This window comes from Streptomyces fradiae ATCC 10745 = DSM 40063 (genome assembly GCF_008704425.1).
Classification (GTDB): domain Bacteria; phylum Actinomycetota; class Actinomycetes; order Streptomycetales; family Streptomycetaceae; genus Streptomyces; species Streptomyces fradiae.
In genome coordinates this window covers 2,249,426-2,264,325 of the sequence record NZ_CP023696.1, presented here as the reverse complement: position 1 = coordinate 2,264,325, position 14,900 = coordinate 2,249,426, and the positions used below count along the sequence as shown (strand labels likewise).

At 74.7% G+C, this 14,900-nt stretch carries 11 protein-coding genes; 7 read left to right on the top strand and 4 right to left on the bottom strand.

What is annotated here, in order from left to right:
- Nucleotides 1–113: 113 nt before the first annotated feature.
- The 4 genes from CP974_RS10070 to CP974_RS10050 all read left to right on the top strand — a co-directional run bounded on the left by CP974_RS10070 (nt 114) and on the right by CP974_RS10050 (nt 6,758).
- Nucleotides 114–3,932, top strand: coding sequence for an ABC transporter ATP-binding protein (locus tag CP974_RS10070; protein ID WP_051838900.1), 3,819 nt, complete (start codon nt 114–116; stop codon nt 3,930–3,932).
- A 255-nt stretch (nt 3,933–4,187) separates the two neighbouring features.
- Entirely contained in the window at nt 4,188–4,586 is a 399-nt protein-coding gene (locus CP974_RS10060) for a hypothetical protein (protein ID WP_159311450.1), read from the top strand.
- 70 nt (nt 4,587–4,656) lie between these two features.
- Nucleotides 4,657–5,064, top strand: coding sequence for a hypothetical protein (locus CP974_RS10055; protein ID WP_031132999.1), 408 nt, complete (start codon nt 4,657–4,659; stop codon nt 5,062–5,064).
- Between the two features lie 239 nt (nt 5,065–5,303).
- Nucleotides 5,304–6,758 carry a S28 family serine protease gene (locus CP974_RS10050; RefSeq protein WP_031133002.1) on the top strand — a complete coding sequence of 485 codons (1,455 nt, stop codon included), beginning with the start codon at nt 5,304–5,306 and terminating at the stop codon, nt 6,756–6,758.
- Between the two features lie 190 nt (nt 6,759–6,948).
- Here the strand turns inward: CP974_RS10050 and CP974_RS10045 are convergent, their stop codons facing one another.
- Entirely contained in the window at nt 6,949–8,850 is a 1,902-nt protein-coding gene (locus CP974_RS10045) for a glycoside hydrolase family 3 protein (protein WP_031133004.1), read from the bottom strand.
- A 307-nt stretch (nt 8,851–9,157) separates the two neighbouring features.
- Between CP974_RS10045 and CP974_RS10040 the strand changes: the two genes are divergently transcribed.
- A complete protein-coding gene (locus tag CP974_RS10040; RefSeq protein ID WP_031133006.1) occupies nt 9,158–9,937 on the top strand; it encodes an SDR family NAD(P)-dependent oxidoreductase in 780 nt (259 codons plus the stop codon).
- Between the two features lie 54 nt (nt 9,938–9,991).
- Here the strand turns inward: CP974_RS10040 and CP974_RS10035 are convergent, their stop codons facing one another.
- Entirely contained in the window at nt 9,992–10,924 is a 933-nt protein-coding gene (locus CP974_RS10035; protein WP_223844416.1) for a hypothetical protein, read from the bottom strand.
- A 318-nt stretch (nt 10,925–11,242) separates the two neighbouring features.
- Nucleotides 11,243–12,034, bottom strand: coding sequence for a sugar phosphate isomerase/epimerase family protein (locus CP974_RS10025; protein WP_031133010.1), 792 nt, complete (start codon nt 12,032–12,034; stop codon nt 11,243–11,245).
- A gap of 113 nt (nt 12,035–12,147) precedes the next feature.
- Between CP974_RS10025 and CP974_RS10020 the strand changes: the two genes are divergently transcribed.
- Together CP974_RS10020 and CP974_RS10015 are read left to right on the top strand one after the other, a co-directional pair.
- Complete coding sequence (locus CP974_RS10020; protein WP_223844415.1) at nt 12,148–12,366, top strand: hypothetical protein; 219 nt, start codon at nt 12,148–12,150, stop codon at nt 12,364–12,366.
- 16 nt (nt 12,367–12,382) lie between these two features.
- On the top strand, nt 12,383–12,958 hold the full coding sequence (locus CP974_RS10015) for a hypothetical protein (RefSeq protein ID WP_037938262.1): 576 nt from the start codon (nt 12,383–12,385) through the stop codon (nt 12,956–12,958).
- 120 nt (nt 12,959–13,078) lie between these two features.
- Here the strand turns inward: CP974_RS10015 and CP974_RS10010 are convergent, their stop codons facing one another.
- Nucleotides 13,079–14,671 carry a right-handed parallel beta-helix repeat-containing protein gene (locus tag CP974_RS10010; RefSeq protein WP_031133012.1) on the bottom strand — a complete coding sequence of 531 codons (1,593 nt, stop codon included), beginning with the start codon at nt 14,669–14,671 and terminating at the stop codon, nt 13,079–13,081.
- Nucleotides 14,672–14,900: the final 229 nt, after the last annotated feature.

Sequence of the window (14,900 nt, the reverse complement as noted above, 5' to 3'; positions counted from 1 at the left end):
TGCCTTGCGGTAGATCAGCGGAAACGGGCGAAACGGGAGGCCGGAACGTGGTGTCGGCGGCGGGGGACAAACAGGCGGCGGGGCAACGGGCGGCCGGGCAGCGCACAGGACCGCTGCCGGCCGGGCAGCGGCCGGCCGGGCAGCCGGCGGCCGGGCAGCCGGCGGGGGCGGCCGGGCAGGGGTGGGCCAAGCGGCTGTGGGGATACGCCTGGCGGCACCGGCTCGACGTCGTGCTCGCCCTCGCCTCCTCGCTGGGCGGCATGGCCGTCATGGCGTTCGTCCCCCTCGTCACCAAGATCGTCATCGATGACGTGATCGGTGAGGGCAGCGGCTCCCTCGGCCTGTGGATCGGCGTCCTGATCGCCGCCGCCCTCGCCGTGTACGCCCTGACGTACGTCCGCCGCTACTACGGCGGGCGGCTCGCGCTCGACGTCCAGCACGACCTGCGCACCGAGATGTACGGCACGATCACCCGCCTCGACGGGCGGCGCCAGGACGAGCTGTCCACCGGCCAGGTCGTCGGCCGCGCCACCAGCGACCTGCAACTGGTGCAGAGCCTGCTCTTCATGCTCCCGATGACCATCGGGAACTTCCTCCTCTTCTTCCTCAGCCTCGGCGTCATGGCCTGGCTGTCGCTCCCCCTCACCCTCGTCGTCCTCGCCGTCGCGCCCGCCCTGTGGATCATCGCCAAGCGCAGCCGCGTCCGCCTCCACCCCTCCACCTGGTACGCCCAGGCCCAGGCCGGGCACGTCGCGGGCGTCGTGGACGGCGCCGTCAGCGGCGTACGCGTCGTCAAGGGCTTCGGCCAGGAGGACCAGGAGGCCGGCAAGCTCGGCACGGCGAGCCGTGAGCTGTTCGCCGCGCGGCTGCGCACCATCCGCCTCAACAGCCGCTACACCCCCGCCCTCCAGGCGGTCCCCGCGCTCGGACAGGTCGCCATGCTCGCCCTCGGCGGCTGGCTGGCCACCCGCGGGGAGATCACGCTCGGTACGTTCGTCGCGTTCTCCACGTACCTCGCCCAGCTCGTCGGCCCGGTCCGGATGCTCGCCATGGTCCTCACCGTCGGCCAGCAGGCCCGCGCCGGCGTCGAACGCGTCCTGGAGCTGATCGACACCGAGCCGTCCCTGGCCGACGGCGCCCGCGACCTGCCCGCCGACGCCCCCGCCGGCGTCGAGTTCGACGACGTGACCTTCTCCTACCAGGGCGGAAGCGGGGCGAAGGACAGGAGTGGGAGCGGCGACGGGCCGGACGGCGACGACGGCGACGGCGTGCCGCCCGTCCTCGACGGCTTCTCCCTCACCATCCGCCCCGGCGAGACCGTCGCCGTCGTCGGCGCGTCCGGCAGCGGCAAGTCCACCGTCTCCCTCCTCCTGCCCCGCTTCTACGACGTCACCGGCGGCGCCGTCCGCGTCGGCGGCCACGACGTGCGCGACCTGACCCTGCGCTCCCTGCGCGACGCCATCGGGCTCGTCCCCGAGGACAGCTTCCTCTTCTCCGACACGGTCCGCGCCAACATCGCCTACGGGCGGCCCGACGCCACCGACGCGGAGATCGAGGCCGCCGCGCGCGCCGCCCGCGCCGACCGCTTCATCGCCGACCTGCCCCGCGGCTACGACACGACCGTCGGCGAGCACGGCCTCACCCTCTCCGGCGGGCAGCGCCAGCGCATCGCCCTGGCCCGCGCCATCCTCACCGACCCCCGGCTGCTCCTCCTCGACGACGCCACCTCCGCCGTCGACGCCCGCGTGGAGCACGAGATCCACGAGGCGCTGCGCTCCGTCATGGCCGGGCGCACCACGCTGCTCATCGCCCACCGCCGCTCCACGCTGAACCTCGCCGACCGCATCGCCGTCCTCGACGGCGGCCGGCTCGCCGACATCGGCACCCACGAGGAGCTCCAGGAGCGCTCCGCCCTGTACCGGCGGCTGCTCACCGACCCCGACGAGCTGGGCGGCGTCTCGCCCGGCCACCTCCGGCCCGCCGGCGCGGACGAGGAGGGCGACACCTCCGTACGCGACGAGCTGGACGCGGAGTACGACGCCGAGCGCGGCATCACCCCCGCCCTGTGGGACCGCGACGCCGCCGGGCCCGGCCCCGACCGGACGCCCGGCGCCACCCCGCAGCTGCTCGCCCAGGTGGCGGCGCTGCCCCCGGCGGCCGACACGCCCGAGGTGGACGAGGCGGCCGCCGTACGGCCCGAGGAGTCGTACGGGCTGCGCCGGCTGCTGCGCGGCTTCGGGCTGCCGCTGCTGTTCAGCCTGCTCCTCGTCGCCGTCGACGCGGGCATGGGCCTGCTGCTGCCCGTGCTGATCCGGCACGGCATCGACGAGGGCGTCACCCGCCTCGCGCTCGGCGCGGTGTGGGCGGCCTCCGCGCTGGCGCTGCTCACCGTCGTCGTGCAGTGGATCGCCCAGACGGGTGAGATCCGCATGACCGGGCGGACCGGCGAGCGCGTGCTGTACGCGCTCCGCCTGAAGATCTTCGCCCAGCTCCAGCGGCTCGGCCTCGACTACTACGAGCGCGAGCTGACCGGCCGGATCATGACCCGGATGACGACCGACGTGGACGCCCTGTCCACGTTCCTCCAGACCGGCCTCGTCACCGCCTTCGTCTCCGTCGTCACCTTCTTCGGGATCATGGTCGCGCTGCTCGTCATCGACGTGCAGCTGGCCCTCGTCGTCTTCGCGACGCTGCCGGTGCTGATCATCGGGACGTTCTTCTTCCGGCGCGCCAGCGTCAAGGCGTACGAGCTGGCCCGCGAGCGGATCGGTGTCGTCAACGCCGACCTCCAGGAGACCGTGGCGGGCCTGCGCATCGTGCAGGCGTTCCGCCGCGAGCGGTCCGGCGCCGACCGGTTCACCGAGCGGAGCCTGGAGTACCGCCAGGCGCGGGTGCGCGGCCAGTGGCTGATCTCCGTGTACTTCCCGTTCGTGCAGCTCCTGTCGTCGCTGGCCGCCGCCGCGGTGCTGGTCGTCGGCGCGGGCCGGATCGAGGCGGGCACGCTCACGGCGGGCGCGCTCGTCGCGTACCTGCTCTACATCGACCTGTTCTTCGCGCCCGTGCAGCAGCTCTCCCAGGTCTTCGACGGCTACCAGCAGGCGGCCGTGTCGCTGCGCCGCGTGCAGGACCTGCTGCGCGAGCCGACCTCCACGCCGCCCGCCGCCGACCCGCGGCCGGTGCCGGCCCTGAAGGGCGAGATCGCCTTCGAGGACGTCTCCTTCGCGTACGGCGACGAGGAGGAGGCCCTGACCGGCATCGACCTGCGCATCCCGGCCGGGCAGACCGTCGCGTTCGTCGGGGAGACCGGCGCGGGCAAGTCGACGCTGGTCAAGCTGGTCGCCCGGTTCTACGACCCGACGTCCGGGCGGGTCACCGCCGACGGCACGGACCTGCGGGAGCTGGACCTCACGGCGTACCGGCGCCGCCTCGGCGTCGTCCCGCAGGAGGCGTACCTCTTCCCCGGCACCGTGCGGGACGCCATCGCGTACGGGCGGCCGGACGCCACCGACGCCGAGGTGGAGGCCGCCGCGCGGGCGGTCGGGGCGCACGACATGATCGCCACCCTGGAGGGCGGCTACCTGCACGGCGTCGCCGAGCGCGGACGCAACCTCTCCGCCGGGCAGCGGCAGCTCATCGCCCTCGCCCGCGCCGAGCTGGTGGACCCCGACGTCCTGCTGCTCGACGAGGCGACGGCGGCCCTCGACCTGGCGACGGAGGCCCAGGTGAACGCGGCCACGCAGCGCCTCGCCGGCCGCCGCACCACCCTGGTCGTCGCCCACCGCCTCACCACCGCCGCCCGCGCCGACCGCGTCGTCGTCATGGACGGCGGACGGGCCGTCGAGGACGGCACCCACGAGGAGCTGCTGGCCCGCGACGGCCGCTACGCCGCCCTGTGGCGCACCTTCGTCGGGGAGCCCGAGCACGTGGGGTGAGGAACCGGGCGCGCGGGGGCCGGGCGTGCGGGGACCGCGGGTGCGGTGAGCGGGGGAGGCGGGCGCGGGAAGCCGGGAGGGAGCGGCGGGTCGCGCGGAGTGGGCCGGTGAGGGGCGTGGGGTGACGCCGGGCGGGGGCGTGGGGGACGCCGGGCGGGGGTGTGGGGTGACGCCGGGCGGCTGAGTACCGTACCCGGCCGCGTCCGAGTAGCCGCGCCCATGTCCGGGCCGCCGCGCACGGGATGGGGTGGGGCCATGAGTGCCGACACCCCCGGACCCGCGTCCCCGCCCCCGTCCCCGTCCCCGTCCCCGTCCCCCAGCCCCTCGTCCCCCCGCCCCCCGTCCGCCCGCCGGCTGAGGAGGAGGTCCCTCCTGTGGGCCCTCGTCCTGGTGCCCGTGTGGCTCGGGGCCTGGGTGGTGCCGCTGTCCACCGAGCGCGGCACCGCGTGCGTGATGGCCGACCCCGTGTGCGGCGCCCTCTGGCCGGAGGGGACCCTGCAGTTCGCCCTCGCCGCCGTGGTCATCGCCTGCTGTACGGTGCTGGTCGCGCCCGACCGGGGCGCCCGAAACGCGCGCGTGCGCCGGGTCGCGTACCGGGCGCAGCTCCTCTTCTCCTGCGTCGCCGTCCTGTGGGTCCTGACCTGGGCCGTTTGAGCGGCGGGCAACCGTCCGGGGCGTTCTCGCGTCGTACGCCTGTACGGGGGCGAGACGAGAGGGCCGACGGTTGTCCAGGTTCAGTACGAGCGCGTGGCGCGGGCGGATCGCGGTCGGGGCGGTCGCCGTCCTCGCCGCCGGGGTGCTCGGCGTGGCCGGGCCCGGTGTGGCCGCCGCGGAGGCCGCCGCGCCGGGCGGGTGCCCCGGCAGGCTCGCCAAGAGCGTCAAGTTCGCCACCGGGGAGCTGCGCGTCTACAAGAACCGCCAGTACGCCTGCGCCGTCACCGTCGCCACCAAGCCGGGCCCCCGGCGCACCATGACCGTCACCCTCCAGCCGCGCGGCGGCCGGGCCGTCGTGGACTCCGGCCGGTTCACCCGCCAGGCGGGCCCGGTCAGCGTCCACGCCCTGAACCGCTGCGTCCGCGCCACCGGCGCCGTGGCGGGACGCGCCGGCAGCACCGGCTGGATCCTCTGCTGAGCCGGTCGGCCGACCCCGCCGAGCCGGCCGACCCCGCCGAGCCGGCCGACCCCGACGAGCCGGCCGCTCCCCGCCGCTCCCCCCGGCCCCCGCACGGCTGACCGCCCCTCAGCCCCGCACACCCGGATGGTGGCCGCTCACCCGACACACCGTCACCGGCCACCCCGCGGGTCTGGTCACGCACCCGCGCGCACCGCTAGGTTCACGGCGACCGCACCGAACCCAGTGGAAGGCAGCGCATGCGCACGACGCTCAGATGGCTGCTGTCGCTCGTGGTGCTGATAGGCACCATGGGCGCGGCCGGAACGGCCACCGCCGCCGGCCCCGACAGCGCCGGCCGGGACACCGCCGGCACCGACGCCGCCGGCCAGGACATCAAGGACCGCGTCCTCGCGATCCCCGGCATGTCCCTGATCGAGGAGAAGCCCTACCCCGGCTACCGCTTCTTCGTCCTCGGCTACACCCAGCCGGTCGACCACCGCCGGCCGGGCAAGGGCACCTTCCAGCAGCGCCTCACCCTGCTGCACAAGGACACCACCCGCCCCACGGTCTTCTTCACCAGCGGCTACGGCCTCAGCACCAGCCCGCGCCGCTCCGAGCCGACCCGGATCGTCGACGGGAACCAGGTCTCCCTGGAGTACCGCTTCTTCACCCCGTCCCGCCCGCAGCCCGCCGACTGGTCCAAGCTGGACATCTGGCAGGCCGCCTCCGACCAGCACCGCCTCTTCACCGCGCTGAAGCAGGTCTACGACCGCAAGTGGGTCGCCACCGGCGGCTCGAAGGGCGGCATGACCGCCACCTACTACGAGCGGTTCTACCCGCGCGACATGGACGCCGTCGTCGCGTACGTGGCGCCCAACGACGTCGTCAACCGCGAGGACTCGGCGTACGACCGGTTCTTCGCCACCGTCGGCACCAAGGAGTGCCGCGACCGGCTGAACGCCCTCCAGCGCGAGGCCCTCGTCCGCCGCGCCCCCCTGCAGGAGAAGTACCGGCAGTGGGCCGCCGCCGAGGGCGCCACCTTCCGCACGGTCGGCAGCCTCGACAAGGCGTACGAGGCGGTCGTCCTCGACTTCGTCTGGGGCTTCTGGCAGTACTGGGGCGAGCAGGACTGCGCGAGCATCCCGGACGCCGCCACCGCCACGGACGACGCCGTGTACGACACCATCGACGCGTACTCCGGCTGGTCCTTCTACACCGACCAGGGCCTCGAGCCGTACACCCCGTACTACTACCAGGCGGCCACCGAGCTGGGCTCGCCCAGCCTGCGCATGCGCCACCTCGACGGCCTGAGCCGCTACGGCTACCAGCCGGCGCACACCTTCGTGCCGGACGAGATCCCGGTCCGGTTCAAGCCGTGGGTGATGCGCGACGTGGACACGTGGGTCCGCCACAACGCCACCCGCATGCTGTTCGTCAACGGCGAGCGCGACCCGTGGAGCGCCGAGCCGTTCCGCGTCGGCCGGGGCGCGAAGGACAGCTACGTCCTCACCGCGCCGGGCGCCAACCACGGCGCGAACATCGCCGGACTGACCGAGAAGGAGCGGGACTTCGCCACGGCGAAGCTCCTGGAGTGGACCGGCGTCGCCTCGGCCGCCGTCAAGGCGAACCCGGACCGCGCCGAGCCGCTCGCCCGCTACGACGCCCGCCTCGACAAGCGCGACCTGCTGCGCGAGCCCCGGTTCCTGCCGTAGCGCCGTAGCGCCGTAGCGGCGCCGTAGCGCCGTAGGACCCGAGGCGCGAACGGCACGCGCCGTGCCCGCACCATGGGCACCACCATCAGCACCACCCGCACCACCTGTGGCGCTCGCCGCCACGACAGACGGGGTGCGCGTCCGGCGGCCGACGCCGGGCGCGCACCCCGCACGCGTTCTCGGGCTCCGGTCAGTACGAGAGCCCGTACCCGATCGGATACAGCACCCGCGTCGGGTCGTCGGCCCGCGGGACCGGCACCGGCAGCCGCCCCTCGGGGCGGACCCGCCCGGCGACGACCCGTGCGGCGGCCCGCAGTTCCACGTCGGTCCAGGAGTACGTGGCGAGCACGGCCCGCTGGCCGGTCAGCTGGGCGACGTCGTACGGGTTGCGGATCGCGACCACCACGACGGGCACGCCCGTGGCGGCGAGCCGTGCGACGAGGGTGCGCTGGGTGCTGGTCGCCGACACGTTGTACGTGGCGACGACGACCGCGTCCTTCCCGGCCGCCGCCGCGACCGCCTGCTCGATGCGGGCCGTGGTGGGGGCGGTGCCCGTGGACAGGGCGGTCGCGGTGAAACCGAGCCCGTCGAGGGCGGCGGTGAGCGTCGCGGTGGGCGGCCCCGTCGTGCCGGACGGCGAGGCCGGGTCGGCGCCCACCACGAGCACGTTCCGGTGGGTGAGCCGGTTCAGCGGCAGCAGCCCGCCCTCGTTGAGCAGCAGCGTCGTCGTGGCGTCCGCGATGCGGTCGGCCGCGTCGAGGTGGGCCCGCCTGCCGACGACCCGGTCCACCCCCGCGCGCGTGACGTACGGGTCGCGCAGCAGGCCGAGCCGCGCCTTGAGCCGCAGCACCCGCAGAACCGATTCGTCGAGCCGTTCCTCGGAGATCTCGCCACCGCGTACGGCGTCCAGGACGGCGTTCCAGGCGAGGTCGAGGTCCGGCGGGTTGAGGAGCTGGTCGCAGCCGGCCTTGAGGGCGAGCACCGGGACCCGGTCGTCGCCGTACTTGGTGCGCACGCCCTCCATGCCGAGCGAGTCGGTCACCACCACGCCGTCGTAGCCGAGGCGCTCGCGCAGGATGCCGGTGAGGATCGGCCGCGAGAGGGTCGCCGGGTCCTCCGACGGGTCGAGGGAGGGGACGACGATGTGCGCGGTCATCACCGCGTCGATCCCGGCGGCGACCGCGGAACGGAACGGCGGCGCGTCGAGGGCCTCCCACTCCTCGCGCGTGTGCCGGATGTACGGCAGCTTGGTGTGGCTGTCGTCGGTCGTGTCGCCGTGGCCGGGGAAGTGCTTGGCCGCCGCGGCGACCCCGGCGCCCTGGTACCCCTTCACCTGCGCGGCGACCATGCGGGCCACGGCCCGCGGGTCGGCGCCGAAGGACCGTACGCCGATGACGGGGTTGGCCGGGTTGACGTTGACGTCGGCGACCGGGGCGTAGTTCTGGCGGATGCCGAGGGCGGCCAGTTCGGTGCCCGCGATGTGCGCCGCCCGGCGGGCCGCGTCACGGGCGCCGGACGCGCCGAGGGCCATCGCACCGGGCAGCAGCGTCGCGGGCTCGCCGACCCGTGCGACGATGCCGTGCTCCTGGTCGGTGGCGATCAGCACGGGCAGGGGGACGCGCTGCGCGAGCGCGGCGCGCTGGATGCCGTTGGACAGGTCGGCGATCTGGTGCGGGTCGCGGGTGTTGTGCGCCCAGGCGAAGTAGATGATGCCGCCGACGTGGTACGTGGCGACCAGCTCGGCGGCGGTGCGGACGCCGATCTCGCGGAGGTTGGCGTCGACGTCGGCCTGGTCGGGGTGGGTGGCGGAGTGCCCGTACACCCGCATCACGAAGAGCTGGCCGACCTTCTCCGCGAGGCTCATGCGGGCGACGATCCGGGCGAGCGCCCGCTCCCGCGCGTCGGAGTCGAGGGTGCCGGCGGCCGCCACGTCGGCGTCGAGCGACCCGGCCGGTGGGGCGGCCGTGCCGGACGGGGCGGGGGAGGCGGAGGCGGCGGTCGCCAGCGGGGCGGCGACCGCGGCGGTGGCGGTGGCGGCCGTCGCGGTGGCGGCGGCGAGGACGGTGCGTCGGGACGTGGCGCGGTGGTGCACTGGTGCTCCTTCCGGCCGTGCGGTGCAGGGGGATGGGGGAAACTGCCGAGGAGTCACAGGTAGGCGAAAGCACCTGCCGGGTCAAGCATCAGCACACAACCCCCCGCACGCCCACCCGCCTGGCCCCGTCAGCTCCGGCGCACCCGAGCCGCCCCCCGCATCCACCCGCCAGACCCGTCGGGCCCTGGCTCGTCGGCCCAGGCTCGTCGTCCCAGCCCCGTCGGCCCGGGAGCGTCGACCCGGGCCCGTCGGCCCCAAGCCGCCTTCCAGGCCCGGCGTCCCCGGGCCGGGGCTCTAGGCTGGGCCGATGGACTCGCAGGCGTACCTCACCGAACTGTTCTCGCTGCGTGGCGACACCGCCCTCGTCACCGGCGGCAGCTCCGGCATCGGCCGGGCCGTCGCCACCGCCCTCGCCCGCGCCGGGGCGAACACGGTGGTCGTCGCCCGCCGCGAGGCCGAACTGGACGACACGGTCCGGGAACTGGAGGCCCTGGGCTGCCGGGCCGCCCGCGTCGCCGCCGACCTGTCCACCCGCCCCGGCGTCCGGGACGCCGCCGAGCGCGCCGCCGCCGTCTTCGGCGAGCCGGACATCCTCGTCAACTGCGCCGGGATCAACCTGCGCCCGCCCATGGGCGAGCTGGACGAGGAGGTGTGGGACCGGACGATGGCGGTGAACCTGGACGCCCCGTTCCTGCTCGGCCAGCGGTTCGGACCCGGCATGGCGGAGCGCGGGCACGGCCGGATCATCCACGTCACCTCGCAGCAGGCGCACCGGGCGTTCGTGCAGAGCGGCGCGTACGGGGTGTCCAAGGGCGGTCTGGAGTCGCTGGCCCGCTCGCAGGCGGAGGCATGGTCCCCGTACGGCGTCACCTGCAACACCCTCGTGCCCGGCTTCGTCCTGACGCCGCTCAACGCCCGGCTCCAGGAGCGGCCGGACACCGTCGCCGCCCTGGCCGGCCGGACCCTCGTCGGGCGGAACGGCGTGCCGGACGACTTCGCGGGCGCGGCCGTGTTCCTGGCGAGCCGCGCCTCGGCGTACGTGACGGGCCAGTCGGTGTTCGTGGACGGCGGCTTCCACGCCCACTGACCGGCCGCGCACCGGCCGACCGGGTGCCGAGAGCCGGAGCCCGGCGCCGCACCCTCACCCCAGGGACCGGCCCCGCACCCTCACCCCGTGGCGCAGCCGCAGTTGCCGGGTCTCCCACCACGCCACGGCCGTCACCGACGCCGGGCCGCCCAGCAGCGCACAGATCTGCACCAGCGGCGGGCCCGGCGGCAGGCCCCCGGCGGACAGGTTGATCGCCGACATCTCCCACACCAGCACGCCCGTCAGCAGCGCCGGCAGCGCGGGGTGCACCTCCGTCGTGTTGAACGCGCTGCGCACCGCGCGCCCCGACGCGAACACCAGGAACAGCCCCGTCCCCACCGCCGCCATCAGCACGGCGAACCCGATCAGCGAGGCCACCAGGCCCGGTACGGCGCCCCGCGCCGCGTCGCCCGCCAGGACGCTCGCCCACACCAGCAGCGGCGTCGCCGTCAGCACGCCGAAGTACCAGAGCACCGACCGCACGGCGGGCCGCAGCCCCGCCCGCATCACCGGCCGCGCCTCCGGCGGCGACAGCCGGAACAGCACGAGCACCACCACGGGCGTGCTGAGCAGCAGCAGCCACGGGGTGAGCGCGAGCCGCATGAGGTACTGCTCCTGGGCCTGGTCCCAGTCCTCCGAGGTCCCGTAGACGGCGAGGATCAGCAGCGACGCGACGGCCGCCGCCCAGGCCCGCGCCTTCTGCACGCGCGCGATGTCCGGGTCCCCGAACCGGCGCCCGTCGTTCGGGAAGACCTGCCGGGCCTTCCGGCGCGCCAGCCGGGCGATCGGGTACCCCACCAGGACGGCGACGGCCGGCCACACACAGCACAGGAGCGGCACCCACAGCAGCGCGCGCCCGCCGCTCATGTACCCGAGCAACTCCCGCAGCGTCGGCCACTCGTCGTCCCGGAAGCGCTGCCACAGCGACGGCCGTCCGGGGCGGGGGTACGGGTAGGGGCCGGGGTAGGGCGGGCGCTGCCCCGGCACGTGGGGCCCGCCGTACGGCGCGCCGTACCCGTACGGGTGGCCCTGCCCGTAGGGGCCGCCCCCGTGGGGGCCGTGAGGCCCACCGCCCCCGGAGGCCCCGTAGGGGTTCCCCCCGTACGGACTGCCGCCGTGCGGGTTCCCCCCGTACGGGTCCCCGCCGTATGGACCCTGCCCCCCGTACGCCACGACGACGCCCCTCCCGAACACTTCCGGCCGCCCCCGCGGCCGACCGGCACCCCCACTCCTATCGCATCGGCACGGCACGGTGCACGCGCGGAAGGCCCCGGAACGGATCCCGGCCTGTGGACCGGCCGCGTTTCAGCGCGACCCCCCGGCGAGCAGCCCCTCGACGTGGGCGCGTCCGGCGGCGAGGAGCCCCGGCAGTGCGGGGACGCCGGGGAACCAGCGCTTCTCGTACTCCCAGCAGAACCAGCCGTCCGGCCCGGCGGCCGCCACGCACGCGCCCAGCGGCAGGGTGCCCGCGCCGAGCGGCAGGGGCGTCGGGTCGTCGCGGTCGGCGCAGTCCTTGACCTGCACGTACCCGAGGTACGGGGCCAGCAGCCCATGTGTCCGCGCGGGTGCCTCACCGGCGCGCCAGGAGTGCAGTACGTCCCACACGGCGCCCACGTGCGGGTGGCCCACGGCGGCGACGACCCGTGCGGTGTCGGCGCCCGAGGGGTGGGAGTCGTGGTTCTCCAGCAGGACCCGCACCCCGGCGTCGGCGGCGACCTCCGCGGCGGCGCCCAGCCGCCGGGCGGCCGTGGCGTCGGCGTCGTCCTGGGGTCGCCCGCCCCCACCGGGGAAGACCCGCACGAAGGGCGCCCCCAGGTCCGCGGCGAGGTGGACGAGCCGGTACAGCTCCTCGTACACGGCCTCGTCGTCCCCCTCGGCGGCGACCCGCGCGTACCCGGCGACGGCCAGCACCTCCACCCCGGCGGCGGCGAACTCCCGCACGACGGACCGCCGTTCCTGCGGGAGGAGGCCGGGATGCACGGGCTCCTCCGGGTGCGCCCGCAGCTCCACCCCCCGGCACCCCGTCTCGGCGGCCGTGCGCACCACGTCCCGCACCTCCATGCCGGGCACCCCGAGTGTCGAAAAAGCGAAGTTCATCCCCCGAACCTACCCGCGCGACGGCACTGGCTCACGAGAATGTGTCCGGACGGGAGTCGCCAACCAGGGCGACTTTGTTGCACATTCGCAACGCGATGGCGTATCGTGACTTGGTGATTTCCAAAGGTCGGCACCAGAGCCAAGATGTCGCCGCCGCGTTAGATCGCGCGAAGAAGTCCGGCTTACAGGTGCAACCGGACAAGAACGGCCATCGCTGGGGCTGGGTGATCTGCTGTGGCTGCGGTGACCGGCTCACCGTGCACGGCACGCCGCGCAGTCCCGGCAACGAGGCTAAGAGAATCGACAGGTTCGTCCACGCCCACCAGCACTGATCGGAAGGTGTGTGCCATGCCCGAGTGGAGCTTCGTCCTCCGACTTAACCAGCCGCTCACGTCCGAGCAGGCCGACGCGTTTGACCACTGCGAGGCCTTCGCTGACGGCTCCGTCGCCTACGTGCTCGGCCCCGAGGACCCTGACCGCCGCGGGCATCACAGGGCAGACGACCCGGCGCGGCGCGAGCTGATGTGCGACGTGGAGGCGCCGACGCTGCTGGAGGCCGTGGCGCGGGTCGCGCGGGACGTTCGGCTCATCCCCGGTCTGCGCGCGGTGGGGGTCCGGCACGACGACGTCGTCACGCTGGGCGAGGCGGCCCAGAGGTGCTCGCGGTCTCGCCAGTCGCTCGTGCAGCTCTCACGGGGGCAGCGCGGGAGCGGCGGTTTCCCGGAGCCGGAGGTGGAGACGGGCGGGACGGCTTTCTACTCCTGGGCGAAGATCGCCTCCTACCTGCGGGGCATCGGTGACGACATCCCGCCGGTCTCGCGTGATGTGGTGCTGGCCGACCACATCCTGGGTGTGGTGGACGAAGTGGAACGCGCGGACGTCCCCGCGCCCGTGCTGCGGTCGTTCGGCCTGGCCGCGGCTTAGGAGCGCGGCGCACCCTCGCGCCATCGGCCCGCACCGGCCCGCACCGGCCCGTGACGGTGGCCGCCCGCCCCCTGCCCGCCCGGTGGGGGTGTGGGCGGGCAGGGGGCGGGGTCGTGGGGGCTACAGGGTGACCGGGCGGCCGCCGAGGGCGACGCGGAGGCGGCCGTCGGAGTCGTACGACCAGGTCAGGGCGCCCGAGTAGGAGGAGCAGCGGGAGCCGTTCGTGCCGGACCAGAACTGGTTCGAGGAGTCGGCGTTGCCGACGACCTTGTCGTTCGAGCCGCTGCCGCTGCGGCACGAGGTGTTGCCGCGGAAGACGGAGGAGCCCGTCTCCCAGGTGTAGTTGCGCTCGGCGTTGTCGACGCTGAGGTTGTTCGACACCGTCATGGAGCCGGGGTTCCGGTTGTAGGTGAAGCCGTGCTTGCCGTTGTCGTACGCGATGCTGCGCCGTACGACGTGGTCGACGCCGATGTCCTCGCCGCCCAGCTTGTAGCCGTTGCGGTCGCCGCTGGAGTTCTGCGTGCCGTCGCTGAGGGTGCCGTTCTCGTAGGCGAGGGAGTCCTCGATGGTGACCGCGCCGATGGGGCCGGTGTCGGACTTGGTGTACAGGTCCCAGCCGTCGTCGATGTTGTTGTGGGCCACGGCGTACCGGAAGACGTTGCCGGGGCCGACCGTGAGCTTCGCGGCGAAGCCGTCCGCGTCCTCGCCGTCGGAGTCGGCGTTGTCGTGCGACTCGGCGCTGAGGACGAGGTTGTGCGACGGCCACTGGTCGCGGGGCGTGCTGGACGCCATGCGGGAGAGCTGCAGGCCGGTGTCGCGGTTGAAGCGGGTGACCGTCCGCTCGATGACGTTGTGGCTGCCGCCGACGAAGATGCCGTTGTCCCCGGCGCGTTCGACGGTGAGGCCGTTGACGTGCCAGTACGAGGCGTTGAGGGCGAGGCCCCGGTTGGCGGAGTTCTCGCTCTGGGCGGAGAAGTTCAGCACGGGCCGCTCGCCCGGGTAGGCGGCGAGCGTGGTGCGGGCGCTCGCGGTGCCGTTCCGGCCGGCCGGGATGGTGACGGTCTGCGAGAAGCGGTACGTCCCGCCGCGCACGTAGATGGTCCCGCCCGGCGCGACGCGGCTGATGGCGGAGGTCAGGGTGGTGGGCGCCGACGGCGTACCGGCGGCGCCGTCGGTGCCGTTCGGCGCGACGTACAGGGCGCCGGCCGCGGGCGGCGGGGTGCTCGTGCCGCCCGCCTCCACCTCCAGGCGGTCGATGTTGGGCAGGCCCTCCCCCGTGGTGGGGCTGAGCCGGACGGTGTTGGCGCCCGCGCCGAGCGGGACGGTCAGGGTCGCGGTCGCCCAGGTGGTCCAGGCGCCGGTGGGCGCGAACGACACCTGGCCGGCGGAGGCGCCGCCGACGGTGAGGGCGGCGGGGCGCGGCGCGGTGGTGCCGTTGGCGTACCGGAAGGTCAGCGTCGCCGTGCCGGCCTGCGGGGCGTCGACCGTGAACTGGAGGGCGGCGCCCACGGCGTTGCGGCCGTTGCAGAAGCCGGTGCCCGAGTATCCGGCGTGATTGCTGTCGAGGGTGCCGTCGCAGGTGGCGGGGGAGCGCTCGGCCTCGTACCCGACGGGGGCGGCCGCGGCGGTGGCGGCGGGCAGCATCACGACGGTGCCGGCGGCGGCCAGGGCGGTGGCGCAGGCGAGCGCGTACCGTGCGGTTCTGGTGCTCATGGGGGGTCCTCGTCCTCGGTGTCGACGATAGAAAGCGCTTGCCAAGTTAGAAGTGAGGCATGGGCACGTCAATCAGTTGTCCGGGAGGGAAACTTTCGGAGACCGGCGGGAACTGCGTGACGGACGAGGGGTCTTGGGCGCCTCGGGTACCTGGGACACATGGGGGATCGGGGGCCCGGGAGCCCCAAGCCCCGTGGGCCTGGCGTGGACCGGGCGCGGCACCGAGCGT